The sequence below is a fragment of the Acidovorax sp. genome, from assembly GCF_046341535.1.
Classification (GTDB): domain Bacteria; phylum Pseudomonadota; class Gammaproteobacteria; order Burkholderiales; family Burkholderiaceae_C; genus Acidovorax.
The window spans coordinates 22,964-49,160 of the sequence record NZ_JBKDRI010000114.1 but is presented as its reverse complement, the minus strand read 5'-3'; the positions used below and the strand labels follow the sequence as shown (position 1 = coordinate 49,160).

Sequence of the window (26,197 nt, the reverse complement as noted above, 5' to 3'; positions counted from 1 at the left end):
ACGCCTGGCAGGCTTCTTCGGTGGCAAACCAGTCAAGAAATTCATTCCAGGTGCGAGGGTAGTCCTGCCCGGGAGTTGGCGTTAGCATCTGGGTTTCCATCCAGCTATTGTGGCGCTGCTGGAGCTAAATAGACACCCCTTACCCAAATACAGCAGTTGACCGCTTGTCATCTTGGCGCACACCGCGTGGACTCGGGCCTTGGGTTGTTTTTGCAGCCTCACCTTGGGGGTGACAGCGCTATGCACTTGCCAGCACCGCTTTTGGAGCGCCATGCGGTGTTGCTCCTCCTTGCAGGCGCGAGCCTGCCGCGTCGTCGCGCCTTGCCTGGCACCCCAACAGCAGCGCTGTCAAATGCATCCAACTGCCGTTTTTAGGCTGAAGCAGCTGGGTTGACTTGGGGTTTTAGGGCATCTCAAGGCGTGGTCTGACTGGTAGACTGGAGCGCATCAAGATGTCGGCTGGCTCAATCTGCGCAACGCCGCCGTCGGGATGTCAAAACCGCTGCCTTCCGGAGAACCATGATGAAAATTTCCGATTTGCGCGTTGGCACCAAGCTGGGCGCTGGCTTTTTGGCCACCATGCTGCTGACCGCAGTACTTGGCGTCACTGCGCTGACGCAAATGACCCGCATCTTCAGCGACGCCGAGGAGATTTCCGGCAAGGTGTTGCCCAGCGTGGCGAAATCTGGGGAACTGAGCGTTCTGTACAACCGCATGCGCCTTGCTGAGGCGGGCTTGGTGACCGCGCGCAATGCGTCCGAGGTCAAGGGCTTTGTCGATCAGATAGCCCTGCGGTCCAAAGAGATTGCCCAGTTGGAGACTGGCTTTGAGCCTTTGTTGGACACCGACAAGGAGCGCGATATCTTCGCTGCGTATAAGACGCGCAAGGAGGCGTACAGTGCCGTTCAGGTAAAGCTGGTGGACATTGCCAAAGGGGTAGATGACTTTCCCACGAGCGAGTCGTTGGAGCTGATTGGCGAGGCTCTTCGCAAGGTTTATTCCGGTGAGTCGGAAGCCGCGTTTACTGCGGTGGCTCAATCGCTCAATGAGCTTCAAAAGCTCAATCTCGATCAATCCGCGTCGACTGTCGAAGCAATCCGCAGCGATTTCAGTACGGCGCGCGTTTCGTTGTTGGTCACTCTTGCGGTCTGCGGCGTCCTGGCAGCCCTGCTGAGCGTGGTCATCACGCGTGCCGTGACACGCCCTGCCGGCCACGCGTTGCGGGCCGCTCAGGCGATCGCGCAAGGCGACCTTGCTGCGGACGTACCCCCCGGTGGCAAGGATGAAATGGGCCAGCTGCTCAATGCGCTGGCCGATATGCGCAACAGCCTGTCCAGCACGGTAAGTGCCGTGCGCCAAAACGCCGAAGGCGTGGCCTCGTCCAGCTCGGAGATTGCGTCGGGCAACAACGACCTGTCGGCCCGCACCGAACAGCAGGCCAGCGCGCTGGAAGAGACCGCCGCATCTATGGAAGAACTGGGCTCCACGGTGCGCCAAAACGCCGACAACGCGCGCGCCGCCAACCAACTGGCCATGAAGGCATCAACCGTGGCCACCCAGGGCGGTCAGGTAGTGGCCGAGGTGGTCGAGACCATGAAAGGCATCAACGCCAGCAGCAACAAGATCGCCGACATCATCAGCGTGATCGACGGCATTGCGTTTCAGACCAACATCCTGGCGCTGAACGCCGCCGTGGAGGCTGCCCGTGCCGGCGAGCAGGGCCGTGGTTTCGCCGTGGTGGCCAGCGAGGTGCGCAGCCTGGCCGGGCGCAGCGCCGAGGCCGCCAAGGAGATCAAGACCCTCATCATGGCCAGTGTGGAGCGGGTGGAGCAGGGCAGTCAGTTGGTGGACAAGGCTGGGGCCACCATGACCGAAGTCGTCGCCTCCATCCAGCGCGTGACCGACATCATGGGCGAGATCAGCGCCGCCAGCAGTGAGCAAAGTTCAGGCGTGGCTCAGGTAGGCGAGGCGGTCACGCAGATGGACCAGGCCACACAGCAAAACGCAGCGTTGGTGGAAGAAATGGCGGCTGCGGCCAACGCGCTCAATGCGCAAGCTGGCGAACTGGTGAACGCGGTTGCCGTGTTCAAGTTGAGCGCCGGCGCCACCCAGGCACCTGTCTCCAGCGCCAGTAGCTACCGGGCTGCGCCGGCGGCTCCGGCCCCGAAACCACTCGCTCGGTCCCCCGTCTCAGCGCCTCAGGCGCGCCTGGCGGCCAAAGCTCCTTCGCCCCGCGGCAGCGCATCGCCTGCCGCAGGCGCTGCACCCAAGGCGGGGGGCGCGCAACCGAAGGCAGCGGCGCCAGCCCCAGCGGCAGCGTCCAAATCGGGTTCGGGTGATGAAAACGAGTGGGAGAGCTTCTGAGCGACGGTGGCGTGTGACCCTGAAGGTGCCTGACGGGCCACCCTCAGGCGCTGGCGGGCGTGCTTTGGGTGTGGAGCATCCGGCGCGCGCATTCCGCGAGCGGGAAATTCACGTCGCTTCAGGGGTGTGCGCGGTGCGGGTCCGGGAAGATCAGCTTCAGGCCCGGTAGCGTCGGCCTCTTGAAGGGCTGCCACGGCTTGTCAGGGCCATGGCGTTGGTGCAGCCGGTCTGCCACGGCCCACCAGGCGCTCGGGTTCAGCCCCATGCCAAAGTGGCTGGCGATCACCTCGATGTTCTCGGTGTGGGGATTGTGATTGGCAGGCGCCTGGATGCTGCCACGCCAGGCCACCACACCATCGCTGCGCGAGAAGATGCTGGTGGTGGGCACCGGCGGCGCTTCGGGCAGGTTGTAGCGCTCGGTCTCGCGCTCAATACTGCGGCCGCTTGCAAACTGGTAGATGCGCCATGCGTTGGTCGAGGTGTGCGGCCCGGCAAACGGTGTGCCCAGTGTGACCACGCAGCGCACGAGGTCTGGCATTTCCTTGGCGAGTTCGCGTGCATAGATTCCGCCAAGGCTCCAGCCCACCAGGCTGACTTGCGCGCCGCTGGACTGGGCGGTTTCCTGCAGTTGCCGCTTGGCGGCTTCGAGCACGCCCTCGCGCGGGCCGAGGTTCAGGCCCTGGCCCCAGCCTGAGGTCCGGTAATTGCGTGAGTCCAGGTAGCGGCGCAGGGGCAAGGTGGTGGCGTCGCCCGCCGTCAGGCCCGGGAACACGATGACCGGATGGGCATCCCCCATGGGCGCTCGCTGCAGCACGGGCCAGGCGGGTAGCACGGCCCCGAACTCCCACGGCGCGCGCAGCTCCAGCGCCAGCAGCGACAGCCCGGGCGGCGGCAGGGGATCGTGGCGGGAGGGGCGGGCTTGAGGCATTGGCATGAAAAAGCACCCAGTGTGGTCAGGTACTGGCTGGGCACAGGGGTCACAGTAGCAGCTTTCAGGGGCAATGCAATGCACCGATCTGGAGCAGCCTCTCCAATCGCAGCCATGCTTTCGATGCGGCAAGCGGGGTGCCCGCTCCTGGTGCCTGGACGTCCTGGCGCTGCGGCGCACGCTCTGCATCCGCCGCAGCGCCGTGAACCGTCGCCAGGGCCAGCGTCCCGCCGATCTGTGCAATGGAGTTCCGTCAGGTCGGCTGTCGGAACGGATTGCGTTGTTCAAGCGATTCCAGATAAGCGTTCACCCCCGCGCCCTCGCGTTCCAGAAACCGCTCTACCGCCTCGGCGAATGAGGGGTGCGCCAGCCAGTGGGCGCTGGTGGTTTGCACCGGAAGCAGGGCGCGCGCCATTTTGTGCTCGCCCTGAGCGCCGCCTTCAAAGCGCACCGCGCCATGTTCAATGCACCACGCCAGCGGCTGGTAGTAGCACGCCTCAAAGTGCAGACAATCCACCCGCTCGAGCGCACCCCAGTAGCGACCGTAGGCGATTAGTTCTGAATGATTTTCGCCAGTTACGCACGACGGATGGGTGCTCAAAGCTATCAAACTGGTAGCAGTCGGCTGACCGCCTCGCTCTGCCACGAACAGCAGCCATGCCTCTGGCATGTGCGCGGCCATCGCCGCGAAAAAGGCGCGGGTGAGGTAGGGCGGGTTGCCATGCTCCAGGTAGGTGCGCTCGTAGCACCGATAGAAAAAATCCCAGTCGGCCGCGCGGATGTCGGTGCCGCGCGCCCAGCGAAAGCGCACCCCCGCCTCGGCCACCCGCCGCCGTTCCTGGCGGATTTTCTTGCGCTTGTCCTGTGACAGGCTGGCCAGAAAGTCGTCAAAGCTGGCAAACGACCGGGCCGTCGATGGGTTTTGCAGGTGCCCCATGGCCTCCGGTGCGCAGGCTTGCGTGGGAACCTCATTCTTCCAGTGAAACTGCACCGTGTGACGCAGCATCAGGCCCTGCTCCGTGCAGGACTGCACATCGTCGTGGCTGGCAAACAGGATGTGGAGGGACGAGATGCCTTCGTCCTCACACCATTGGGTCACTGCCTGAATCAGCAGGGCGCGCGCTGCCGAATCGCGCGCCAGCAGCCGTGCGCCGGGCACGGGCGTGAAGGGCACTGCAATCACTGCCTTGGGGTAGTAGGGCACGCCGTGCTGCTGGTAGGCGCTCGCCCAGGCCCAGTCAAACACATATTCGCCATACGAGTGATGCTTGAGATACAGCGGGCAGGCGGCGACCAACTCCGGGCCCTGCCAGAGGGTCATGAAACGGGGCACCCACCCCGTACGCGGCGTGGCGCTGCCGCTGTCATGCAGTGCGGCCAGATATTCGTGGCGCATGAAAGGCGTCGGGTGGCGCTGCTGCGCCAGCAGCGCATTCCAGGCGGCCGCATCCACATCCAGCGGGGATGTCAGCACGCGGGCGATAATGCGGTCTTCTTCAGCCATGCGTGTCTGCGCCCTGATCCTTGTGGCTGCGGCCTGCGCTGGCGGGCTCCAACCGGGACGCGGTCGTCCATTTCAGTTCCATGACGCTCTCCATTTGCACTGCGCAGCTCAACTTTGTTGTGGGTGACATGCCCGGGAATGCACAGAAGATCGTTTCCGCAGCCCGCGACGCCTACGCGCAGGGAGCTCGGCTGCTGCTGACGCCCGAACTGGCCATCTGCGGCTATGCGGCGGAGGACCTGTTTTTGCGCCCCGCCTTCATGGCCGCTTGCGATGATGCCGTGAAAACCGTGGCACGGGAGACGGCAGGGTTGAAAGGCCTGGTCATCGTGCTTGGACACCCGCAGGCGATCGGGCCGGATGCGCCCGCCTTCAGTGCCTGCTTCAACGCCGCGAGCGTGGTGCGCGACGGTCGCATCGAGCAGACCTATGTCAAGCGCGAGCTGCCCAATTACCTGGTGTTTGACGAGCGCCGCTACTTTGTGCCGGGCACACGCCCGTGCGTATTCGATGTGGATGGTGTGCGCATAGGCCTGCTCATCTGCGAGGATGCCTGGTTTCCGGGCCCCGCGCGCGAGACGGCGGCGGCTGGAGCCGAACTGCTGGTCGTCATCAATGCGTCGCCCTTTCACGTCGGCAAAAGCCAGGTGCGCGAGCACAAGATGCGCGAGCGGGTGCACGAGACGGGTCTGCCGCTGGTGTACGCGCATCTGGTGGGCGGGCAGGACGAGGTGGTGTTCGAGGGGCGCTCATTTGCGCTCGGTGCAGATGGCGCAGTGGCCGCCCGGGCACCCGGCTTTACAGAAAAACTGGCTTACGCGCACGTATCCAGAGAGCCTGGCGCTATTAAAATAGTAGCTGATGTGGCTCCCGTGCCCTCCCCCGAGGCAGACCTGTGGGATGCGCTGGTGTTGAGCGTGCGCGATTACATCGGCAAGAACAACTTTCCCGGGGCGCTGCTGGGTCTGTCGGGCGGCATTGATTCTGCTGTGGTGCTTGCCGTCGCGGTGGATGCGCTGGGCGCGGGCAAGGTCCGCGCGGTGATGATGCCATCGCCCTACACGGCCGACATCAGCTGGATCGATGCACGCGACATGGCTGCCCGGCTGGGCGTGCGCTACGACGAGATTTCCATCCGTGCACAGTTCGAGGCTTTCAAGGCCGCCCTGGCGGGTGAGTTTGCGGGCCTGCCCGAGGACACCACGGAAGAAAACCTGCAGGCCCGCATCCGTGGGACCCTGCTCATGGCGCTTTCCAACAAGTTCGGCTCGATCGTGCTCACGACCGGCAACAAAAGCGAAATGGCCACCGGGTATTGCACGCTTTATGGCGACATGGCAGGCGGGTTTGCCGTGATCAAGGACGTGGCCAAGACGCGGGTGTTCGATCTGGCCCGGTGGCGAAACGCCAACGACCCCTACGGTACCGGCGCGAACCCGATCCCCGAGCGCATCATCACCCGCCCGCCCAGCGCAGAGTTGCGACCCGACCAGAAAGATCAGGACAGCCTGCCGCCGTATGACGTGCTGGATGCGATCATTGCGCGGTACATGGAAAATGATGAGCCCATGGAGTCCATCATCGCCAGTGGCTTTGCGCGGGCGGACGTCGAACGGGTGACGCGCCTGATCAAGCTCAACGAGTACAAGCGACGCCAGGCCCCGGTCGGCCTGCGAGTCACGGCGCGCAGTTTTGGCAAGGACTGGCGTTACCCGATCACCAGCAAATTCAGGGCCTGACCCGCCCGGCCGTTCGTCAGCCCTTTTTTTACGTCCTAGAGGAGACCCACCATGAAAATGATCACCGCTGTCATCAAGCCGTTCAAGCTCGAAGAGGTTCGCGAGGCGCTGGCCGATTGCGGCGTGACCGGCCTGACCGTCACCGAAGTCAAAGGCTTTGGCCGCCAAAAGGGCCACACCGAGCTGTACCGCGGTGCCGAATACGTGGTGGATTTTCTGCCCAAGGTCAAGGTCGAAGTCGTCGTCAAAACCGAGGATGTGGACCGCTGCGTGGATGCCATCGTGAACGTGGCGCGCACCGGCAAAATCGGCGATGGCAAGATCTTCGTGACCTCTGTCGAGCGCGTGGTGCGCATCCGCACGGGTGAGGTGGACGACGCAGCCGTCTGACGGGTGGCGCGGGCTGCGTGGCAGCCCCGAGCTTTCGGCCCGCAAGGGGCCAGCGGGGCGCGGTCAGGGTGTGCGCGAACGGGTCGCGTTGCGGCTGCCAAAAGAGCGTACCGCGCCCGATGTGCGCTCACCAAGCGTCCGGCGATGCCACAGTCTTGGTCTGCTTGGAGATGATGGCGCTTTGAACCCAACGCGTGCGTGGCGGGCAGGCATTTGACTGCCAGGCGCGGCAACCGCGGGCGCCGGGTTTTTGTGCGGGGGGCCTACAGGGCGTATCGCACCGCGCATCCGGCCCCGCCTGCAAACCATCCGCCGTTACGGGCCACCCAAACCCTGGCACCGCAGCCACCTTTTCTTGAAACCCGCATGCCACCCACGGGTGATTCGCGGGGTGGCCCGGGCGCGGGCTGCCGCCAAGCCATAGTCGGCCATAGTCATGCAGCCATCAAAACGCTGCCGCACCCATACAACTTCACAAAACCTTACTTCGGCGAAGTGCGCCCTACACACGGCGTGACCACACTTCGGTCCGCATGAGGGCCTGTGCATGCCCTCCCGTCTGCACAGGAAGGTGCGGCCCATTCCCACGGAGCTTGTCATGCGAAAAACATCTGCAATAGTGCTGCGTTGTCTCTTAGCGGGTCTGGTCACGATTCTGACCGCGTGCGGGGGTGGCGGTGGAGGTAGTGACACCCCGACACAACCGACACCGACACCGACACCGACACCGACACCGACACCGACACCGACACCGACACCGACACCGACACCGACACCGACACCGACACCGACACCGACACCGACACCGACACCGACACCGACACCGTACCCGGTGGGGCTGACGGACCAGACCATGGTCGTCAACGGCGTGACCCGGCAGTACCGCGTACACGTACCGGCCACGCTCAGCGGCGAGCCCAAAGCCGTGGTGCTGGTCTTGCATGGCGGGGGCGGCGAGGGCATGGATGTGGCCAATACCGGACAGCATCCCCTTTCCGTGTTTCGCAGCGTCGCTGACCGTGAGGGCTTTGTCGCGGTCTACCCCGGCGGACTCGCGGATACCGGTGCAGCAGGCAACCGCAGCTGGAATGATTGCCGCGCAGACAACACCGTATCGAGCGGTGCCGATGACGTCGGCTTCCTCGCTGCGCTGGTCGAACGCATGCGCACCGAGTACGGGCTGCCCACCTCGCGCATGTTCATGGCGGGCGGCTCTAACGGCGCGCAGATGACGCATGCGTTCGCGTTCAACCGCGCCGATCTGGTCGCCGCGGTGGCCACCAGCTCAGGCAGCCTGCCGCAGAACCCCAAAGCCGGCCCCTGCACCACGGGGCCCAGCCGCCCGCTGCCGATCCTGATCGTGCACGGCACCGGCGATACGCAAATGCCCTGGAATGGCGGCTGTGTTGCCGATTTGGGTGGTTTGTGTAACCGTGGTCGGGTCATCTCGGCAGAGGCCACGCGCGACCGCTGGCTGCAGATCAATGGCCTGACCAGCATGAGCCCTTCGCAGACGGTACTCGACGACAACAGGACAGACGCTGGTCCAGCCAACCGTTTCGACTACCCCGGAACGATCCCGCTGCAGTGGTGGCGGCTGGATGGCGCCGGCCACACGGTTTCTAGCCAGACAGTGTTGGTGAGCCCCAATCCAGCCACCGGCACCCAGAACCGCGATATCGAGTTTGCAGAGATGGCCTGGGCCTTCTTCAAGGCGCGCCTGCCGGGCACCGGCGCGAGCGTCTCGTCGCCCTTGCGTTAGGTCCATGGCCCCAGCGATCCGGCCGACGCCCGCGCCCGATTCGGTGCCGTTGGCTACGTTGACTTGAGGTGATTCCAAGCTTGGCGCTGCCGCAGACAGAGACCGAAAATGCGAAGTTAGCTCTGGAATGCTTTTTGAAAAACAGCCGTGCCCCAGATGGCGGCGCACAACAGCAGCGCCATGAGGACTGCCGCGCTGCCCATGTCCTTGGCCCGCTTGGAAAGCGGGTGCCATTCCGGCCCAATCCGGTCGATGGCTGCCTCGATACCCGTATTCAGCAGTTCCACCACCATGACCAGCCAGACCGACCCAGCCAGCAGCGCGATCTCGACCCAATTGCTCCCCAGCCAGAAAGCCAAGGGCAGCAGCACAAGTGACGCCAGGACTTCCTGCCGGAAGGCCGTCTCATCCCATCCCGCGCGCAGGCCCTGCACTGAGTAAGCTCCCGCGTGCCAGATGCGTGAAAGCCCTGTGCGGGTTTTCTGCACGTTGTGTGTCGCCGGATCTGGGGGGGGTGCACTGGTCATGCGTACGTTTTTGTGGGGTGGTCTGGCACTCGCCATGCGGGGCAGCAAACACGCGCCCGTGCTTCACTTGCGAAGAGGTTCCCAATGCACTAGCCGCGTACCCGCCCAGGCATCGTGCCAGAACTGTTGACGGGGGTGAAGCCGACTGAGGATGGCCCAAATCGCCACCCAGCCCAGTGTCAGCACCAGTACTTCGACGGCGCGGACTCCTAGCGAATAGGCCGCCAAAGGAGGCAGAAACCACACCCAGCTCAGGGTGTAGCGCAACAGTGCCCGGGCCTGGCTGATGGGCATGCCATTCGTGTCCACGACGCGGATGTGCCAGGTTTTTTGTGCGAGGGTTTGGCCCTTTGCCCAGAACCACGCAAAGTAGATTGCAAAGATCACGAAGAGAAATGCCTGGAGCGCGTGCCGGTTGTCCATGGCATTGCGCGTCTGGCTGAGCGTGCCGAAAAGGTAACCGGCGATGAAAACCACGCCGAACATCAGCATCCCTTCATAGAGCCAGCAGGCCATGCGGCGCCAGAGACCCGGCGCCGGTGCATGCGCGAGGCTCTGGGGCGACTCATGCGTCGAAGTTCCAGTACTCGATTGGGAGGTGGCAGACATTCAGAGTGGGTGCAGGCGATCTAGTTACTGGGGGGCAGCCCGGAGGTATCAGGCATCACCGGTGCAGGGGAACCTACTGCGGTTGGCGCCTGTTCGCCACCCTCTGGCAAGGCGGGGAGTGATGCGGGGACGGCAACAGGCGTGGGAATCGGGGCGGTTTCGACGACGTTGGACGTGACAGAGGGCGCGGGCGAGCCGGGCATTTGCGGGGTGGCGGGCGAAACGGGTGCAGCAACGCGCGGCGCCGAGTCAATGACAGGGGGAATCTTCGGCGCGTTGGGACGATTCGGATTGGCCTGGACTGCTGCAGGTACCTGGGCCAACTTTCGCTTCGGCACAGGGCTGAGCGCCGTCGCAGCGCCCTTGGGCTTGGGCTGCGCGGTCGCGGCCAGCGCCGCACGTTCTTGCTCTGACAAGGCTTGGTAGGCCTCCCATTGCGCGCGTTTGTCATCCAGAGCCAACCGGCTTGTTACTGCATAGTTAAGGCGCGCCTGGTTGCGCTGCTGGGCACTCAGGTTTGCCCATTCAGTCATGCGCTCGTGAACTTTTGCTTGTTCCGCGTCTGGCAAGGTTGCGAAGTTGACTGCAAGAGCGAGCCAGCGCCGTTTTTGGGCCTTGCTGATCAGCACCCAGCGTTCAGAAAGCGGGTAGAGCGCCAGTTGCTGGGCAGTGCTCAGCGACTCCCAACTTGGACCGGCCTCGGCTTCGGGCGCCATGGTTGGACGCGTCAAGCCAGCGCTGCGTGCGTAATTGGGGCTGGCAACCGCCGCCGCAGCACCTGCCACCAGCGCCGTCCCGGGAGCCATGCGAATCCGTTCCAAGGCTATCCAGCCACCCGCCGTCATGGCGGTCAGAAGCACGGATGCCAGCACGAAGGCTGGCATGGAGGGCGATGCGTCAGATGGATTAACGGGCATGCGTCCGCGGCGGTGGGGAGGCTTACCGCCCCTGCGAGGCAGACGTCTTCAGGAACTGCACGAAACCGGGGTCGGCGTAGGCAGAAGGAGGCAGATCGTCCGCCAGCAGGGCCGCGTCGACCTCAGCCACGTCAGCCGTGTTTTGCTCATCCTGGGCAATGTTGATCGCCACAAGGCCAGCCACCAGAGCCAAAAGTGGAATCGATGACAGCAAGGCGTTGAACCAGCCGCCACCTTCACCGCCGCGACCCAGCGCAGCCACTCCACCCGAACTGACGATAGAGGGTGCCGTACGCAGCAACGGAACGGATATCTTGCGTTTGGCAATAGCCTGCATCCGCGCAGCCCGCAAACGCTCGGAGATGTCGTACGGAAGTTCACTGGTCCCCGCGGAAAGGCGTGAAGACACCCTGCGAGCAAAACGCTCTGCTGAGGCCTGTGCCTCCATGGAAGGCGTTTGAACAGTGTTCATGGTTCGATTCCTTTGGCTTTTAGAGCCTTTCCCAGGGTTTGTATGGCGCGAAAACAGTGGGTTTTGACGCTCCCCTCGGAGCAGCCCATAGCGGCTGCCGTTTCTGCTACATCCATTTCTTCCCAATAACGCATAAGGAAGGCTTCCCGTTGACGTGGCGGTAGTTCCGCGATTTCAGCTTCAATGCTGCGAAAAATCTGAGCCCTTCGAGTCATGTCCTCTGCACTCTCAGCCCGTTCTCCATCATCCGGCCCTGAGTACGCTTCCATTAGATCAAAATCCATGCCATCTTCGCCAGGCCCTTCGAAGTCGCTCATGCTCGAAAACAGTGCATTACGTGTTTTCTGGCGGCGAAACCAGTCCAGTGTGCAGTTGGACAGAATTCGCTGATAGATCATAGGGAGTTCTGCCGCAGGCTTGTCCCCGTAATGTTCAGCCAACTTGAGCATGCTGTCCTGAACGATGTCCAGTGCCGCCTCCTCATTGCGTACATGGTAGAGCGAGCGCTTGAAGGCGCGCTTTTCTACACTTTTGAGGAAATCTGAAAGTTCTTGTTCAGTAGCCAAGACAGGTCGGACCCGAAGGGCGGTGCGATCCAGCCCGCGAAAGCTGTGGCGGACTCGGCACGATTGAAGCGAGAATTATCGCACTGAGCGGTGTTTTTTTTCAGGGGCGACGCTTCGAACGTGTTGCAGTGCGATAATCCATGCTGCAATTCAAAAGGCAAACGGGTCCTGGTCCGGCGCGGCAATCATCCCGCCCATGTCCTTGGCCTCAAGTTCCGAGCTGGCTTCACAAGAGCGCGTGCGAGGAGCACCCAAGGTTTTTCGTCAGAGAAATTCACAAAGGTTCATCATCATGGAAATCTCCAAGGCTGAACTCAGTTCGGCGGCTGCTGCTTCGCAGACCAATCCAACTCCCGCTCCGGCCTCTCAGGACCTCATGGGTGCTGAGATTCTGATCAAGGCTCTCCAAACGGAGAATGTCCAGTACATCTGGGGCTACCCCGGCGGTGCGGTGCTCTACATCTACGACGCCCTGTACAAGCAGGACACCATTCAGCATGTGCTGGTGCGACACGAACAGGCTGCAGTGCACGCGGCCGACGGCTACGCCCGTGCCACGGGTGAGGTAGGCGTTGCGCTGGTCACGTCTGGTCCGGGCCTCACCAACGCAGTGACTGGTATCGCCACGGCGTACATGGACAGCATTCCCATGGTCATCATCTCCGGGCAGGTGCCTACGCCTGCGATCGGGCTGGATGCCTTCCAGGAGTGCGACACCGTCGGTATCACCCGCCCCATCGTCAAACACAACTTCCTCGTGAAGGACCCTCGCGATCTCGCGATGACGATGAAAAAGGCTTTCCACATTGCCCGCACTGGTCGCCCGGGCCCCGTGGTGGTGGATGTGCCCAAGGACGTATCTTTCAAGAAGGTTCCCTACACGGGCTATCCCCAGACGGTGGAAATGCGCTCGTACAACCCCGTGCGCAAGGGGCATGGCGGCCAGATCCGCAAGGCGCTGCAGCTTTTGCTGACAGCCAAGCGCCCCTACATTTACACCGGCGGTGGCGTTCTCCTGGGCAATGCCACTGAGGAGCTGCGCACCCTGGTCGACATGCTCGGCTATCCGGTGACCAACACCCTGATGGGGCTGGGCGCGTACCCTGCATCGGATCGAAAGTTCCTGGGCATGCTGGGCATGCACGGCACGATCGAGGCCAACAACGCCATGCAAAACTGCGACGTCCTCCTCGCCGTTGGCGCGCGCTTTGATGACCGTGTGATTGGTAACCCCAAGCATTTTGCCCAGAACGATCGCAAGATCATTCACATCGACATCGATCCATCGAGCATCTCCAAGCGCGTGAAGGTGGACATACCCATCGTCGGTGACGTCAAGGACGTTCTCACCGAGCTGATTGCGATGATCCGTGAAAGCAGCACCCGGGCCGATGGGAGCGCACTGGCCGCCTGGTGGGACACCATTGAGGGCTGGCGCAAGCGCGACTGCCTGCGTTACGACCGTGGCAACCAGGAGGTCATCAAGCCGCAGTATGTGGTTGAGACGCTCTGGAACATGACCAAGGACGCCGACACCTATGTGACGTCGGACGTGGGGCAGCACCAGATGTGGGCAGCCCAGTATTACCGCTTTGACGAGCCCCGCCGCTGGATCAACTCGGGTGGCCTGGGTACCATGGGGGTGGGCATTCCTTATGCGATGGGCATCAAGCTGGCCAAGCCACAGTCCGAAGTGTTCTGCATCACCGGCGAAGGCTCGGTGCAGATGAATATCCAGGAGTTGTCCACCTGCCTGCAGTACAACACGCCGATCAAGATCTGCTCGTTGAACAATCGGTACCTGGGCATGGTCCGTCAGTGGCAGGAGATCGAGTATTCCGGTCGCTACAGCCACAGCTACATGGACGCGTTGCCCGATTTCGTGAAGCTCGCCGAGGCCTATGGTCATGTGGGCATGCTGATCGAGCACCCCAAGGATGTGGAACCCGCCCTGCGTGAAGCCCGCAAGCTCAAGGACAGAACGGTGTTCATGGACTTCCGCACTGACCCCACCGAGAACGTGTTCCCGATGGTGCAGGCCGGCAAGGGCATTACGGAAATGCTTTTGGGATCGGAAGACCTTTGAGCAAAATCCGCGTCGAGCGCTTGTAAATAGGCCTCTAAAAGCTATCAAAACGATAGCATTCTCAACTTTCGACGAATCTATTGCCTGCCGAGCCTGCGCATTACCGTGCGCGGGGGAGGGCAGCGAAAAACGGCAGTTTTTGCGGTCACGCTTTGATCGTTCTGTCGTCGCAAAAAGAGGAATCTGCAACTATGAAACATATCATTGCCGTCCTGCTGGAGAACGAGCCTGGTGCTCTTTCTCGCGTCGTGGGCCTGTTTTCGGCCCGTGGGTACAACATCGAGTCGCTCACCGTAGCGCCCACCGAGGATCCATCGCTTTCGCGCATGACCATCCAAACCACGGGTTCCGATGACGTGATCGAGCAGATCACCAAACACCTCAACCGGCTCATTGAAGTCGTGAAGGTGGTCGACCTGACCGAAGGGGCCTACACCGAACGCGAACTCATGATGGTGAAGGTGCGCGCCGTGGGCAAGGAGCGCGAGGAGATGAAGCGCATGGCGGATATCTTCCGCGGTCGCATCATCGACGTGACCGAAAAGAGTTACACGATCGAACTGACGGGCGACCAGTTCAAGAACGACGCGTTCCTTCAGGCCATCGACCGCACGGCCATTCTTGAAACCGTTCGCACGGGTGCCAGCGGCATCGGCCGTGGCGAGCGCATCCTTCGCGTGTAAGACAATTCTGAGATCCCTCTCCCACCCAAACAACGTATTTCAACCGGAGCAACCCATGAAAGTTTTCTACGATAAAGACACCGACCTCAGCCTGATCAAAGGCAAGACCGTGGCCATCATTGGCTATGGCAGCCAAGGCCACGCCCACGCACAAAATCTGAATGACAGCGGCGTGAAGGTCGTGGTCGGCCTGCGCAAGGGCGGTGCCTCGTGGGACAAGGTCGGCAAGGCAGGCCTGACGGTGATGGAAGTGAACGATGCGGTGAAGGCAGCCGATGTGGTCATGATCCTGCTGCCCGATGAAGACATTGCGGCGGTGTACAAGAACAACGTCGAACCCAACATCAAGCAGGGCGCATCGCTGGCCTTTGCTCACGGCTTTAACGTGCACTACAACCAGGTCGTGCCCCGTGCTGACCTGGACGTCTGGATGGTTGCGCCGAAGGCCCCCGGCCACACCGTGCGCAACACCTACACACAGGGTGGCGGGGTGCCCCACCTGGTTGCCGTGCATCAAGATAAATCTGGCAAGGCCCGCGACCTGGCCCTCTCCTACGCCGCTGCCAACGGCGGCGGCAAGGCCGGCATCATCGAGACCAACTTCAAGGAGGAAACCGAGACGGATCTGTTCGGCGAGCAAGCCGTGCTGTGCGGTGGCGCGGTTGAGTTGATCAAGATGGGTTATGAAACCCTGGTCGAGGCCGGTTATGCCCCTGAAATGGCATACTTCGAGTGCCTGCACGAACTCAAGCTCATCGTCGACCTGATCTATGAAGGCGGCATTGCCAACATGAACTACTCGATCTCGAACAACGCCGAGTTCGGCGAGTATGTGACTGGCCCCGAAGTGATCAACGAGCAGTCGCGTGCTGCCATGCGCCATGCACTCAAGCGCATCCAAAACGGCGACTACGCCAAGATGTTCATCCAGGAGGGTCGTCTGAACTACCCATCGATGACAGCCCGTCGCCGCAACACAGCCGATCACTCCATCGAAAAGGTGGGCAGCCAGCTGCGCGCCATGATGCCCTGGATCGCCAAGAACAAGTTGGTCGATCAGACCCGCAATTGATGTCCGGCCCGCGTGGGCCCGACTTCGAAAAGGCCACTTCGGTGGCCTTTTTTGTGGGCATCGGGCGGTGATACCGCCAGTTTCGACGCGCTACACTGAGACCCACGTCTCGCAAGTGCGCCGCCACATTCGTGGTCGGTGGCTGCAATCTCATGACAAAAAATGGTTGGCTTTTTGCGCATTGTGGGCAAAGGGCTGGAGGTGTTCTTCATGCACGATGGCAATGATTCCCCAGACTCCGCAGTTCTGTTTGAGCGCAAGCGGCGCAAGGGTATCTACATTCTTCCCAATCTTTTCACGCTTGCGGCTCTGTTTGGGGGGTTTTATTCCATTGTGATGGCGATGAACAGCAGATTCGATCTTGCTGCTGTTGGTGTCTTTTGTGCAATGGTTTTAGACAGTCTGGATGGCCGTGTGGCACGGATGACAAATACGCAAAGTGCGTTTGGTGAGCAGATGGATTCGCTGTCAGACATGGTGTCGTTCGGTGCTGCGCCCGCGTTGATTGCGTATGAGTGGGCGCTCAAGGGCTTGGGTCGTTGGGGGTGGATCGCGGCATTTGTTTATTGCGCCTGCGCTGCGCTTCGACTTGCGCGTTTCAATGTAAACACCGGCATCGTGGACAAACGCTACTTCCAGGGCCTGCCTTCTCCGGCGGCTGCGGCAATGGTGGCGGGCTTCATCTGGCTGATGACTGAACTGGGCATCAACCGGGGCGAAGATGGTTGGCTGACATGGTCGCAGACCACGTGGCTCATGTTTGCGTTCACGCTGTATTCAGGGCTCACCATGGTCACGAATGTTCCCTTCTACAGCTTCAAGGATGTGCAGATGCGAAAGAGCGTTCCCTTCGCCGCGATCGTACTCATTGCCCTGGGGATCGCAGTCGTCAACATCCATCCGCCCATTGTGCTGTTTGGTGTCTTCGTGGCCTATGGGCTCAGCGGCTATGTTGTGTATGCTTGGCGTAGGGCCAGGGGTCAGCACAGCAGTGTGATCAGTATCTCCACCGAGGAGCCTGACGAGCGCGGCCTTCACAAGTGATGCGCAATGAATCCATCGATGTGTGCTACATTCCAGTGCATGAAGTTTTTTGCACTTGTCCTACTGCTACCTCCCAACGGGCGGAGACAGTAGGCGCACGCGCTCACTTTTTCCACAAAGGCCCGTATGCACCCGCAGCGGGCCTTTTGCTTTGGGCGCCGGTTTTTCAGCGTTGCGGGTTGATTTCCCACCCATTCCAGGAGAGACGATATGGCTGACAAGCTCATCATTTTTGACACCACATTGCGTGACGGCGAGCAGTCGCCTGGCGCGTCCATGACCAAAGACGAAAAACTGCGTATTGCCCGCCAGCTTGAGCGCCTGAAGGTGGACGTGATTGAGGCCGGTTTCGCCGCAAGCTCCAACGGAGACTTCGAAGCAGTGCAGGCGATTGCCAATTCCATCAAGGACTCCACGATCTGCTCGCTCTCACGCGCCAACGACCGAGACATTTCCCGTGCAGCAGAAGCGCTCAAGGGGGCCAATAGCGCCCGTATTCACACATTCATCGCCACCAGCGCCCTCCATATGGAGAAGAAGTTGCGCATGACCCCCGATCAGGTGCTTGAGCAAGCCAAGCAGTCTGTGCGCTTTGCCCGCAATCTGGTGTCCGACATCGAGTTCAGCCCTGAAGACGGCTATCGAAGCGATCCTGATTTTCTGTGCCGGGTACTTGAGGCCGTCATCGCTGAGGGGGCTACGACCATCAACGTACCCGACACCGTGGGCTATGCCATTCCCGAGCTCTACGGCAACTTCATCAAGACGCTGCGCGAGCGCATTCCCAACAGCGACAAGGCCATCTGGTCGGTTCACTGCCACAACGATCTGGGTATGGCGGTGGCGAATTCGCTGGCGGGTGTCAAGATTGGCGGCGCACGGCAGGTGGAATGCACGATCAACGGCCTGGGCGAGCGTGCCGGCAACTGCTCGCTCGAAGAAATCGTCATGGCCGTGAAGACGCGCCACGATTATTTCAACCTTGATCTGGGTATCGACACCCGGCACATCGTGGCTGCGAGCCGCATGGTGAGTCAAACGACCGGATTCGTGGTGCAGCCCAACAAGGCTGTGGTGGGCGCGAATGCATTTGCCCACGCCAGTGGCATCCACCAGGATGGTGTGCTCAAGGCGCGCGACACCTACGAGATCATGCGCGCAGAAGATGTAGGCTGGAGTGCCAACAAGATCGTGCTTGGCAAGTTGAGTGGGCGCAATGCATTCAAGCAGCGGCTCCAGGAACTTGGCGTGAGCCTTGAAAGCGAAACCGAGATCAATACAGCCTTCGCCCGGTTCAAGGAACTGGCAGACCGCAAGAGCGAAATCTTTGACGAGGATATTCTTGCGTTGGTGAGTGATGAGAGCGTGACCAGCGAAAAGGAGCAGTACGGATTTGTCTCCTTGTACCAGCAAAGCGAGACAGGCGAACAACCGCTCGCCCGCATCGTGTTCACGGTGGATGGTGAGGAAGTGCGTGGTGAATCGCACGGGAATGGGCCAGTGGACGCATCCCTGAAGGCGATAGAGTCGCACGTCAACAGCGGCGCCGAGATGGTGCTGTATTCAGTGAACGCGATCAGCGGTTCGACCGAGAGCCAGGGCGAGGTCACGGTGCGACTGCAGAACAGCGGCCGCGTGGTCAATGGCGTTGGGGCGGATCCGGATATCGTGGTCGCCTCTGCCAAGGCTTACCTGAGCGCTCTGAACAAGCTGCAAAGTAAATCTGATCGCGTGGCTGCGCAGGGCTGATGGCTTCGCCTGTATTTGAGCCGCTTTCTTGAAAAATCGCGCAAGGCGTTGATCTTGCGTGACTTTTTCCGATTCGGTACACTGATCACCTTCTTTCGCATTGGGAGCGCATTGATGCACAACGGCCGCAGCTTCGCAGTGACTTCCGTCGTTCGTCTCCTGGGCTTTGCCGTGCTTGTCGCGGGCCTGATGTCTCCTGTGGTTGTTGCCGCGTCCTCCAAGGAGGCTTCGGTCAAAAAACAGCCGCGCGCTGCGGTCAACAAGGCAGCCCCCGCTAGAGCGGCGGCGCCGCCAAAGTCCGTTCGTGTGTCGGCCAAGTCGTCCAAAGCCTCTGCCCGTGTTGCTTTCACACCCGCGCGAGCGTCTTTTGCCCAGATTGCGGGTCTGCATGAGGTCAGCGATCCGCTCGATCTCAAGTCCAGCGTTGCGTATGTGATTGATCAGGATACTCATGAGGTTCTTCTGAGCAAGAACGATCAGGCGGTGCTGCCTATTGCGTCGCTGACCAAGCTGATGACGGGGATGATCATCTCGCAGGCCAACTTGCCTATGGATGAGCCGATCACCATCACCCAGGAAGACGTGGACACTGAAAAGGGTAGCAGCTCCCGCCTTTTAGTCGGCTCCACGCTGACGCGCGGGGAAATGTTGCATCTGGCGCTCATGTCAAGCGAAAACCGGGCTGCCCACGCCCTGGGACGTACGTTCCCTGGCGGGCCGGACGTCTTCGTGGCGCAGATGAATGCGAAGGCAATGTTGCTGGGTATGACGGACACCAAATATGTTGAACCGACTGGACTGTCCAGCCGTAACCAGTCCAGCGCGCGGGACCTTGCTACTTTGGTCAATGTGGCGCATGGCGATCCGTTGCTGCGCGAACTGTCCACGTCGCCGGGCTACGAAGTGGCTGTTGGTCGGCGCACGCTTCAGTACAACAATACGAATGGTTTGGTGAAGAATCCCACCTGGGACATTGGCCTGCAAAAAACCGGCTATATCTCGGAAGCAGGCCGTTGCCTGGTCATGCAGACCAAGGTGGCGGGGCGCAAGCTGATCATGGTGTTTCTCGATTCGGCTGGCAAGTTCAGCCGTCTTGGCGATGCCGAACGCGTGCGTCGCTGGGTAGAAAGCATGCCTTCGCCCCTGGCGCCCCCGCTGCAGGCCGTGCGGGTGGGTGGTAACGGCTGACTTCAGCGCTGAGTCGCTGGTTCGGCGTTTCAGTCATGTGACGTCAACGGTTGCCCCGACCATCGGGCGGTCGTTTGGGTTACTTTGGCGGGCATTGCAGTGCTGTTTGCCTTGCGTTCTCACGAACAGGCACCCGCCCATGGTGCAACTGGTGCCGCACAGGATGACCGGCGTGAATAGTTCTTTTTGGAGTCGGGGGACGGCTCCATCGAGGCGTTCAACCCATGGTTGGGCCGCGCAGGCCGACCTCGTTGGCACCCAGCAGCGCATCGCGCGGCATACCTGAGGATATGTTATGGCCGAGCGCAGCCGATATTTCGTTGGCAGTGGCCTGCAACTTGGGTAGCCAGCTTTCATCCAACCGGTCTGCGGGCGCGGAGATCGACAGGCCTGCGACCAGCTTGCCCTGATCGTCATACACGCCTGCAGCCATGCACCGTACGCCCAATTCCAGCTCTTCGTTGTCGCGGGCAATGCCGTACTGGCGAGCGCGGGCGAGTTCACGCTCCAGCAGCGCCAACTGGGTGATGCTGTTGCGAGTGTGGCCTGCCAGCCCCGTGCGCGTTGCATAGGCACGGATGCGCTGAGGGTCGTCCAGCGCCAAAAACAGTTTGCCAGTAGAGGTGAGGTGCAGCGGAGCGCGACCACCGATGGCGCGCACCACCTGCATCCCTGAGCGCTCGCTGTAGGCACGCTCGATGTAAACGATTTCGTCGCCCTGACGCATGCTCAGATTTACCGGTTGCTGGATCAACTTGTGCAGGTTTCGCATGGGGGTAAGCGCTGCATCACGCACGCTCAGGCGAGCCTTGACCAGATTACCCAGTTCAAGGAGACGCATGCCCAAGCGATAGCTTCCTGACTCGGGCCGGTCAACAAAGCGGCCTATGGTCAGGTCATTGAGAATGCGGTGGGTGGTGGACGGGTGCAGCCCCGTCTTTTCGCTGATTTCCTTGAGCGAGATGGTGTCCTCGCGGGAAGCCAGCACGTCGATCAGTGTGAACATGCGTTCCAGCACCTGCACGCTTGGCTTGGCGGGTATGCCGGGATCGGATTTTTTCATGGGCGGCCAAGAAACATAGCCTAGTCATTTTACCTTGTGAAATGCGGTACCGCAGTCACGTCGGAGTAGTCCCTTGCGGGCGGATGGCTCTGCGCTGCCAGAGTCCGTTGACCCGCAATTCGTGCGGGACGAACCGCGCCTTGTAGTTCATTTTTGGACTGGCTTCGATCCAGTAGCCGAGGTACACGTAAGGAAGTCCCAGCAACTGCGCCTGGGCAATTTGCCACATCACGTTGTAAGTGCCATAGCTGTGCTTTGGCTCCGGCTCGTAGAAGGTGTATACCGCCGAAAGCCCGTCGTCCAAAACGTCCAGGATGGACACCATCTTGAGAGCGCCGGGTTCGCCACTGGCCGACTCCGGCTCCCGAAACTCGACCAGTCGGGAGTTGACCCGGCTTTGTAGCAGGAATTGGGTGTATTGATCGATGCTGTCGTGGTCCATGCCGCCTCCGGCATGGCGTCCGTTCTGGTAGCGCAGGTAAAGCTGGTAGTGCTCCGGCATGAAACACAGGCGTAGCACGCGAGCCTGAAGGTTGCCATGGCGTGACACGGAGCGTTTCTGGCTGCGGTCGGGCGCGAATTCGCCCACCAGCACCCGCAACGGAGTGCACGCGTCGCATCCGTCGCAGTAGGGTCGGTAGGTAAACATGCCGCTGCGCCGGAATCCCTTGGCCACGAGGTCTGAGTACACATCGCTCTGGATCAGATGGCTGGGCGTGGCGACCTGCGATCGCGCCATCCGGTCCGGCAGGTAGCTGCAGGGGTAGGGCGCCGTGGCGTAGAACTGCAGGGTCTGCAGCGGGAGGTCGTTCAGTTGCGTCATGCCGTAGTCGCGGTGGCGGGAAGCATCTCGCTCCAGTATACGGGCTCAAACCTCCACTGCACCGGCGCAACCTGTGAAGCCCGTGCAACGTGGGTCAGAAACTCCGAGCGGCTGATTTCACGTGCACCGAGCGAGGCGAGATGTCGGGTGTTTTGCTGGCAGTCCACCAGCGTGACCCCCTGGCGCCTGCAGATGCAGACAAGCGCTGCCAGCGCAATCTTGGAGGCATCGGTGGCGTGCGCAAACATCGATTCACCGAAAACGGCCCGCCCCAGCGCCACGCAGTACAGCCCGCCCACCAGTTCGCCGCGCACCCAGGTTTCCACGCTGTGCGCGTGCCCGGCAGCATGCAGGGCCGTGTACGCTGCCACCATTTCCGGCACGATCCAGGTGCCGTTTTGCCCACCACGCGGCTGGTTCGCGCATGCGGCGATCACACTGCCAAACGCATGGTCGATCCGAATCTCGCATTCGGGGTTTCGCCGAAAGACTTGCAGCGTTTTCTTGAGCGAGCGGTGCAGCCGGAACTCGGCGACGGGCAGCACCATCCTTGGGTCTGGCGCCCACCAGAGGACGGGTTGACCCGTGCTGTACCAGGGAAAAGTGCCCTGCGCATAAGCCGCGCACAGGTTCTGCACCCGCAGCGATCCACCGGCAGCCAGCAGTCCTGGCGCGGTGGTGGCTTCGTCCCAGGCGCATTCCGGTGCGGGAAAGGGATCGTCCGGTTCCAGCCAGGGTAGGGATGCAGACATGGCGCGGTGGGTTCTGCGTCTGGGTTGATGGCAAGCTTGAGGGATTGTCGTGCAGACCGGCAAGCACGGGTGCGCCAAGGCATCAAAAAAGCCCCGCACTGAAAACAGTGCAGGGCTTGTATCGTGGCTCCTCGACCTGGGCTCGAACCAGGGACCTACGGATTAACAGTCCGGCGCTCTACCGACTGAGCTATCGAGGAACAATGTGTATCTGTGACTAACTAAAAGGCCCCGCTTACACATGCGGGGCCTGCGATTTTTTGGCTCCTCGACCTGGGCTCGAACCAGGGACCTACGGATTAACAGTCCGGCGCTCTACCGACTGAGCTATCGAGGAACAAGACTTCAATTATATACACAAAATCCACCCGAAATCGATGGCCTGCGCCCCTGGGGGATCGGGTCTGGGTCAGCGCCATTCGAGCAAGCGGGCCATGGATCCGCGGGCTACCTTGCGCCACCAATGCTGCGTAGCGGTAGCCAGCATCAGGCTGCGCATCGACATCACCGGCGTAGCGCTCCTTCCGGCGCGGCAGCGCAAGCAGGCATCAGCACGACCATGGTGGTGGGCAGGCCCCGCGCGGTTACACCGGATTCGGGCAAAGTGCAGCAAGGCAAAGGGCTGCCCGGGCCGGCGTTGGCTGCCCAGCGGCGGTATCCTCTGCAACCATGCGTTGCGATGTTTCGCGCAGTGACAGGCTCAGATGACCATTCATTCCATTCTCAAAATGGGCGACCCCCGCCTGCTGCGTGTTGCCAAGCCCGTTGACGCATTTGGCACCCCTGCCTTGCGTGCGTTGGTGCAGGACATGTTCGACACCGTGCGTGCCGTCAACGGTGCAGGGCTGGCCGCGCCTCAGATAGGCGTCGATCTGCAGTTGGTGATTTTCGGCTCGGAGTTTCGCAACCCGCGGTATCCCGACAGGCCTTTGGTGCCGCCTACCGTGCTGCTCAACCCGGTCATCACGCCCATCGGAGATCAACAAGAGGAAGACTGGGAGGGCTGCCTGTCCGTGCCCGGACTGCGCGCCAAGGTGCCGCGCTGGTCGCGTATTCGCTATGTGGGTGTGGATGTGGACGGCGCACCCATCGACCGGACCGTCGATGGTTTTCATGCGAGGGTGGTGCAGCACGAATGCGATCACCTGATCGGCAAGCTGTATCCGATGCGGGTGCGGGACTTCACCCAGTTCGGATTCACTGAGGTTCTCTTTCCTGCGATCGATGCGGCTGAAGACGACTGAGCGAATCACCAGGGAGTTGGCTGCGCCGCCCCACGCCATCGACATCGCGAGCCCTGTTCGGCCGCGTTGTGCCGCGCTCTGCTCAATCGGTCAGCGCGCGTAGCAACTCGGTTTCGATCTGGATCTGGCGCGCGTTGTTCTGTAGCTCTGGCCCCTGGATCAGGAAGGTGTCTTCCACACGCTCGCCCAGTGTGCTGACCTTGGCAAGCTGCACGCTCAGGTGGTGCTGCGCCAGGATGCGTGCCACCAGATAGAGCAGGCCAGCGCGGTCGCTGGCAGAAATGCCCAGCAGCCAGCGTTGCGCTTTTTCATCGGGGCTGAGAGTCACGCGGGGTGCTACCGGGAAGCTTTTGACGCGCCGCGAGACACGCTTGCGCGCCGGCTCCGGGAGGGCGCCGCCCTCGACGATGGCGCGCACAAGATCGCTTTCGACCATGTGCGTCAGTTCTCGGTAATGGCCCGGCTGCTCCGAGGCCGATGACGCCACGATCTGGAAGGTGTCGAGCGCATAGCCGTTGTTGGCGGTATGCACCCGCGCATCCAGGATGCTGAAACCCGCCTTGTCGAAATAGCCGCAGATGCGCGCGAACAGGTCAGGCTGGTCGGCGGCGTAGACCATCACCTGGAGCCCCTCACCAGCCAGCGACTGGCGGGCCCGCACCACGGGCTTGGCGGTGCCCACATGGCGCGAGAGATGCCGCGTATGCCAGGAAATGTCTGCTGCCTCATGGCGCATGAAGTAACTGACGTCCAGCGTGGCCCACAGCGCCTGGTGGGCGTCAAAAGGCAAAGCGCTGAGTGCGAGCAGCACCAGGGCTTCACGTTTGCGGCCTTCGATCTCGGCTGCAGCGTCCGGCGCGCGTCCGCCCAGCGTGCGCAGCGTGGCGCGGTACAGGTCTTCCAGCAGCTTGCCCTTCCAGGCGTTCCAGACCTTGGGGCTGGTGCCGCGGATGTCCGCCACCGTGAGCAGGTACAGCGCTGTGAGATAGCGCTCGTTGCCCACACGCAAGGCGAAGGCGCTGATGACGTCCGGATCGCTCAGGTCTTCCTTTTGGGCGATGCGGCTCATCGTCAGGTGTTCGGTCACCAGGAACTCGATGAGCCTGGCGTCCTCGCGGTCCACGCCGTGCTGACGGCAGAACTGGCGGACTTCCGCCGCGCCGATTTGCGAATGGTCCCCGCCACGGCCCTTGCCGATGTCGTGGAACAGCGCGGCGACGTACAGGATCCACGGCTTGTCCCAGCCGCCCGCCAGTTGTGAACAAAACGGATATTCATGCGCATGCTCGGCCATGAAGAACCGACGCGCGTTGCGCAGCACCATCAGGATGTGCTGGTCCACCGTGTACACATGGAACAGGTCGTGCTGCATCTGCCCCACGATGCGGCGAAACGGCCACAGATAGCGGCCCAGCACCGAGGTCTGGTTCATCAGCCGCATGGCGTGTGTGATGCCCGCTGGTTCCTGCAGGATGCGCATGAATGTTGCCCGGTTGGCCGGATCGCGCCGGAAATTGGCATCCATCAAGCCCCGGGCGTTGTACAGCGCGCGCAGCGTGCGGGCAGACAGGTCTTTGAGGCCCACCGTGGTCTGGTAGAGCAAAAACGTTTCCAGGATGGCGTGCGGGTCGCGCTCGTACAGGTCATCGCTGGCCACCTCGATGAGCCCGGCCTTCTCAAAAAAACGCTCGTTAATGGGCCGCGGTTCGTGGGTGGACGGATTCAGGTGCTCCTCGATGTTGAGCAGCAGGATCTGGCTGAGCTGCGAGACCGCCTTGGCCGCCCAGTAGTACCGGCGCATCAGGCTTTCGCTGGCGCGCATGGGCAGGCGCGCACCGTCCGGCGCGACCGAGCGGTAGCCGAACGATTCGGCGACGGCCGTTTGCAGGTCAAAGACCAGCCGGTCTTCGTGTCGGCCTGCTGCGGCATGCAAACGCGCGCGGATCAGGCACAGCAGGGCTTCGTTGCGCTCGATTTGCTTGACCTCGAAGGCCGTGGCCATGCCGCTGGCAGCAAGCTCTCGCCAGTTGCTGCCCAGCCCCGCAGCGCGTGCCACCCACAGAATCATCTGCAGGTCGCGCAGCCCGCCGGGCGATTCCTTGCAGTTGGGCTCCAGCGAATATGGGGTGTTTTCGTACTTGTTGTGGCGCTGGCGCATCTCCAGGGTCTTGGCTACCAGAAATGCCTGTGGATCGAGCTGGGCGCGGTAGCGCTCCTGAAACTGGGCAAACAGTGCTGCATCGCCGCAGACCAGGCGTGCCTCCAGCATGGAGGTCTGCACGGTCACGTCGGCGGCGGCCTCGGCCATGCACTCGGTCACCGTGCGCACGCTGGAGCCGATCTCCAGCCCCGCGTCCCAGCAGCTGCCGATAAACTTTTCAAGCCGGGCGCGCAGCTCGGCGCAATCGTCCGCACAGCGCGCATCGGGCAGCAGCAGCAGCACATCGACGTCTGAATGCGGAAAGAGCTGGTCGCGCCCAAACCCGCCCACTGCCACCAGTGCCAGATCGCTTGGCAGCTGCGCTCTGCGCCACAACGTGCACAGCAGTCCGCCAGCCAGGCCCGACAACTGACGCAGCACCGTGCGGATGCCGCGGGTCGATGCGCCACTGGCCTGCATGTCGGCGAGCAGGGCGGCCTTGTCGCGGCGATAGGCGTCACGCAGCGCGTGCAGGTCGGTCATGGTCATGGGGCGCTCGGTTGCATCAAAAGGGC

Annotated in this window: 23 protein-coding genes, 2 tRNA genes and 1 pseudogene; 11 read left to right on the top strand and 15 right to left on the bottom strand. The window is 61.9% G+C overall.

Annotated elements, in window-relative coordinates:
* A pseudogene (locus ACK543_RS08220) lies at positions 1 to 100 on the bottom strand (IS1595 family transposase); the annotation flags it as partial.
* Positions 101 to 522: 422 nt separating this feature from the next.
* On the opposite strand from ACK543_RS08220, the gene ACK543_RS08215 reads away from it, so the two are divergent.
* Positions 523 to 2,364 carry a methyl-accepting chemotaxis protein gene (locus ACK543_RS08215; protein ID WP_409942355.1) on the top strand — a complete coding sequence of 614 codons (1,842 nt, stop codon included), beginning with the start codon at positions 523 to 525 and terminating at the stop codon, positions 2,362 to 2,364.
* Positions 2,365 to 2,482: 118 nt separating this feature from the next.
* On the opposite strand, the gene ACK543_RS08210 is transcribed toward ACK543_RS08215, so the two are convergent.
* Positions 2,483 to 3,298, bottom strand: coding sequence for an esterase/lipase family protein (locus tag ACK543_RS08210; protein ID WP_409942354.1), 816 nt, complete (start codon positions 3,296 to 3,298; stop codon positions 2,483 to 2,485).
* A gap of 247 nt (positions 3,299 to 3,545) precedes the next feature.
* On the bottom strand, positions 3,546 to 4,796 hold the full coding sequence (locus ACK543_RS08205; RefSeq protein ID WP_409942353.1) for a GNAT family N-acetyltransferase: 1,251 nt from the start codon (positions 4,794 to 4,796) through the stop codon (positions 3,546 to 3,548).
* Positions 4,797 to 4,876: 80 nt separating this feature from the next.
* On the opposite strand from ACK543_RS08205, the gene ACK543_RS08200 reads away from it, so the two are divergent.
* Both ACK543_RS08200 and ACK543_RS08195 read left to right on the top strand, forming a co-directional pair.
* Positions 4,877 to 6,535 carry an NAD+ synthase gene (locus ACK543_RS08200; RefSeq protein ID WP_409942352.1) on the top strand — a complete coding sequence of 553 codons (1,659 nt, stop codon included), beginning with the start codon at positions 4,877 to 4,879 and terminating at the stop codon, positions 6,533 to 6,535.
* A gap of 51 nt (positions 6,536 to 6,586) precedes the next feature.
* Entirely contained in the window at positions 6,587 to 6,925 is a 339-nt protein-coding gene (locus ACK543_RS08195; protein ID WP_409942351.1) for a P-II family nitrogen regulator, read from the top strand.
* 647 nt (positions 6,926 to 7,572) lie between these two features.
* On the opposite strand, the gene ACK543_RS08190 is transcribed toward ACK543_RS08195, so the two are convergent.
* Complete coding sequence (locus ACK543_RS08190; RefSeq protein WP_409942350.1) at positions 7,573 to 7,749, bottom strand: hypothetical protein; 177 nt, start codon at positions 7,747 to 7,749, stop codon at positions 7,573 to 7,575.
* A gap of 8 nt (positions 7,750 to 7,757) precedes the next feature.
* On the opposite strand from ACK543_RS08190, the gene ACK543_RS08185 reads away from it, so the two are divergent.
* Entirely contained in the window at positions 7,758 to 8,687 is a 930-nt protein-coding gene (locus ACK543_RS08185; protein ID WP_409942349.1) for an alpha/beta hydrolase family esterase, read from the top strand.
* A 116-nt stretch (positions 8,688 to 8,803) separates the two neighbouring features.
* Here the strand turns inward: ACK543_RS08185 and ACK543_RS08180 are convergent, their stop codons facing one another.
* The 5 genes from ACK543_RS08180 to ACK543_RS08160 form a co-directional block, all read right to left on the bottom strand.
* Positions 8,804 to 9,214 (bottom strand): diacylglycerol kinase, encoded by a 411-nt coding sequence (locus ACK543_RS08180; protein WP_409942348.1) that lies wholly within the window; start codon positions 9,212 to 9,214, stop codon positions 8,804 to 8,806.
* A 63-nt stretch (positions 9,215 to 9,277) separates the two neighbouring features.
* Positions 9,278 to 9,823 carry an RDD family protein gene (locus ACK543_RS08175; protein WP_409942347.1) on the bottom strand — a complete coding sequence of 182 codons (546 nt, stop codon included), beginning with the start codon at positions 9,821 to 9,823 and terminating at the stop codon, positions 9,278 to 9,280.
* 20 nt (positions 9,824 to 9,843) lie between these two features.
* Positions 9,844 to 10,707: a DUF3106 domain-containing protein gene (locus ACK543_RS08170; protein ID WP_409942346.1), complete on the bottom strand. Its 864-nt coding sequence runs from the start codon at positions 10,705 to 10,707 to the stop codon at positions 9,844 to 9,846.
* A gap of 55 nt (positions 10,708 to 10,762) precedes the next feature.
* Positions 10,763 to 11,212, bottom strand: a complete 450-nt coding sequence (locus ACK543_RS08165) for a DUF3619 family protein (RefSeq protein ID WP_409942345.1) — start codon at positions 11,210 to 11,212, stop codon at positions 10,763 to 10,765.
* Complete coding sequence (locus tag ACK543_RS08160) at positions 11,209 to 11,778, bottom strand: RNA polymerase sigma factor (protein WP_409942344.1); 570 nt, start codon at positions 11,776 to 11,778, stop codon at positions 11,209 to 11,211. The genes ACK543_RS08165 and ACK543_RS08160 overlap by 4 nt, the downstream gene beginning before the upstream one ends.
* Positions 11,779 to 12,070: 292 nt before the next feature.
* On the opposite strand from ACK543_RS08160, the gene ACK543_RS08155 reads away from it, so the two are divergent.
* The 6 genes from ACK543_RS08155 to ACK543_RS08130 all read left to right on the top strand — a co-directional run bounded on the left by ACK543_RS08155 (position 12,071) and on the right by ACK543_RS08130 (position 19,600).
* Complete coding sequence (locus ACK543_RS08155; RefSeq protein WP_409942343.1) at positions 12,071 to 13,864, top strand: acetolactate synthase 3 catalytic subunit; 1,794 nt, start codon at positions 12,071 to 12,073, stop codon at positions 13,862 to 13,864.
* A gap of 191 nt (positions 13,865 to 14,055) precedes the next feature.
* Positions 14,056 to 14,547: an acetolactate synthase small subunit gene (ilvN, locus tag ACK543_RS08150; RefSeq protein ID WP_409942342.1), complete on the top strand. Its 492-nt coding sequence runs from the start codon at positions 14,056 to 14,058 to the stop codon at positions 14,545 to 14,547.
* A 55-nt stretch (positions 14,548 to 14,602) separates the two neighbouring features.
* A complete protein-coding gene (gene ilvC, locus ACK543_RS08145; protein WP_409942341.1) occupies positions 14,603 to 15,619 on the top strand; it encodes a ketol-acid reductoisomerase in 1,017 nt (338 codons plus the stop codon).
* Positions 15,620 to 15,829: 210 nt separating this feature from the next.
* Positions 15,830 to 16,663 (top strand): CDP-diacylglycerol--serine O-phosphatidyltransferase, encoded by an 834-nt coding sequence (gene pssA, locus ACK543_RS08140; protein WP_409942358.1) that lies wholly within the window; start codon positions 15,830 to 15,832, stop codon positions 16,661 to 16,663.
* A 210-nt stretch (positions 16,664 to 16,873) separates the two neighbouring features.
* Positions 16,874 to 18,412 carry a 2-isopropylmalate synthase gene (locus ACK543_RS08135; protein WP_409942340.1) on the top strand — a complete coding sequence of 513 codons (1,539 nt, stop codon included), beginning with the start codon at positions 16,874 to 16,876 and terminating at the stop codon, positions 18,410 to 18,412.
* 114 nt (positions 18,413 to 18,526) lie between these two features.
* The gene (locus ACK543_RS08130) at positions 18,527 to 19,600 is read left to right on the top strand and encodes a serine hydrolase (protein WP_409942357.1); all 1,074 of its coding nucleotides are present in this window, start codon (positions 18,527 to 18,529) and stop codon (positions 19,598 to 19,600) included.
* 217 nt (positions 19,601 to 19,817) lie between these two features.
* Here the strand turns inward: ACK543_RS08130 and ACK543_RS08125 are convergent, their stop codons facing one another.
* From ACK543_RS08125 to ACK543_RS08105, 5 genes are all read right to left on the bottom strand, one after another.
* Positions 19,818 to 20,663 (bottom strand): IclR family transcriptional regulator, encoded by an 846-nt coding sequence (locus ACK543_RS08125; RefSeq protein ID WP_409942339.1) that lies wholly within the window; start codon positions 20,661 to 20,663, stop codon positions 19,818 to 19,820.
* 55 nt (positions 20,664 to 20,718) lie between these two features.
* Positions 20,719 to 21,486, bottom strand: a complete 768-nt coding sequence (locus tag ACK543_RS08120; RefSeq protein ID WP_409942338.1) for an arginyltransferase — start codon at positions 21,484 to 21,486, stop codon at positions 20,719 to 20,721.
* A complete protein-coding gene (gene aat, locus ACK543_RS08115; protein ID WP_409942337.1) occupies positions 21,483 to 22,238 on the bottom strand; it encodes a leucyl/phenylalanyl-tRNA--protein transferase in 756 nt (251 codons plus the stop codon). Before aat ends, ACK543_RS08120 begins: the two co-directional genes overlap by 4 nt.
* Positions 22,239 to 22,362: 124 nt before the next feature.
* Positions 22,363 to 22,438, bottom strand: a tRNA-Asn gene (locus ACK543_RS08110).
* Between the two features lie 61 nt (positions 22,439 to 22,499).
* Positions 22,500 to 22,575: transfer RNA gene (locus tag ACK543_RS08105), tRNA-Asn, on the bottom strand.
* Positions 22,576 to 22,942: 367 nt separating this feature from the next.
* Here ACK543_RS08105 and def point away from each other — a divergent pair.
* Complete coding sequence (gene def, locus ACK543_RS08100) at positions 22,943 to 23,482, top strand: peptide deformylase (protein ID WP_409942336.1); 540 nt, start codon at positions 22,943 to 22,945, stop codon at positions 23,480 to 23,482.
* Positions 23,483 to 23,564: 82 nt separating this feature from the next.
* On the opposite strand, the gene ACK543_RS08095 is transcribed toward def, so the two are convergent.
* Complete coding sequence (locus ACK543_RS08095; RefSeq protein ID WP_409942356.1) at positions 23,565 to 26,165, bottom strand: [protein-PII] uridylyltransferase; 2,601 nt, start codon at positions 26,163 to 26,165, stop codon at positions 23,565 to 23,567.
* Positions 26,166 to 26,197 lie beyond the last annotated feature (32 nt).

Excerpts from the sequence above, each read along its gene's own strand:
- ACK543_RS08215 (WP_409942355.1), top strand. The coding sequence starts at position 523 with ATGAAAATTTCCGATTTGCGCGTTGGCACCAAGCTGGGCGCTGGCTTT.
- ACK543_RS08210 (WP_409942354.1), bottom strand. The coding sequence starts at position 3,298 with ATGCCAATGCCTCAAGCCCGCCCCTCCCGCCACGATCCCCTGCCGCCG.
- ACK543_RS08205 (WP_409942353.1), bottom strand. The coding sequence starts at position 4,796 with ATGGCTGAAGAAGACCGCATTATCGCCCGCGTGCTGACATCCCCGCTG.
- ACK543_RS08200 (WP_409942352.1), top strand. The coding sequence starts at position 4,877 with ATGACGCTCTCCATTTGCACTGCGCAGCTCAACTTTGTTGTGGGTGAC.
- ACK543_RS08195 (WP_409942351.1), top strand. The coding sequence starts at position 6,587 with ATGAAAATGATCACCGCTGTCATCAAGCCGTTCAAGCTCGAAGAGGTT.
- ACK543_RS08180 (WP_409942348.1), bottom strand. The coding sequence starts at position 9,214 with ATGACCAGTGCACCCCCCCCAGATCCGGCGACACACAACGTGCAGAAA.
- ACK543_RS08175 (WP_409942347.1), bottom strand. The coding sequence starts at position 9,823 with ATGTCTGCCACCTCCCAATCGAGTACTGGAACTTCGACGCATGAGTCG.
- ACK543_RS08170 (WP_409942346.1), bottom strand. The coding sequence starts at position 10,707 with ATGCCAGCCTTCGTGCTGGCATCCGTGCTTCTGACCGCCATGACGGCG.
- ACK543_RS08165 (WP_409942345.1), bottom strand. The coding sequence starts at position 11,212 with ATGAACACTGTTCAAACGCCTTCCATGGAGGCACAGGCCTCAGCAGAG.
- ACK543_RS08155 (WP_409942343.1), top strand. The coding sequence starts at position 12,071 with ATGGAAATCTCCAAGGCTGAACTCAGTTCGGCGGCTGCTGCTTCGCAG.
- ilvN (WP_409942342.1), top strand. The coding sequence starts at position 14,056 with ATGAAACATATCATTGCCGTCCTGCTGGAGAACGAGCCTGGTGCTCTT.
- ilvC (WP_409942341.1), top strand. The coding sequence starts at position 14,603 with ATGAAAGTTTTCTACGATAAAGACACCGACCTCAGCCTGATCAAAGGC.
- pssA (WP_409942358.1), top strand. The coding sequence starts at position 15,830 with ATGCACGATGGCAATGATTCCCCAGACTCCGCAGTTCTGTTTGAGCGC.
- ACK543_RS08135 (WP_409942340.1), top strand. The coding sequence starts at position 16,874 with ATGGCTGACAAGCTCATCATTTTTGACACCACATTGCGTGACGGCGAG.
- ACK543_RS08130 (WP_409942357.1), top strand. The coding sequence starts at position 18,527 with ATGCACAACGGCCGCAGCTTCGCAGTGACTTCCGTCGTTCGTCTCCTG.
- ACK543_RS08125 (WP_409942339.1), bottom strand. The coding sequence starts at position 20,663 with ATGAAAAAATCCGATCCCGGCATACCCGCCAAGCCAAGCGTGCAGGTG.
- ACK543_RS08120 (WP_409942338.1), bottom strand. The coding sequence starts at position 21,486 with ATGACGCAACTGAACGACCTCCCGCTGCAGACCCTGCAGTTCTACGCC.
- aat (WP_409942337.1), bottom strand. The coding sequence starts at position 22,238 with ATGTCTGCATCCCTACCCTGGCTGGAACCGGACGATCCCTTTCCCGCA.
- def (WP_409942336.1), top strand. The coding sequence starts at position 22,943 with ATGACCATTCATTCCATTCTCAAAATGGGCGACCCCCGCCTGCTGCGT.
- ACK543_RS08095 (WP_409942356.1), bottom strand. The coding sequence starts at position 26,165 with ATGACCGACCTGCACGCGCTGCGTGACGCCTATCGCCGCGACAAGGCC.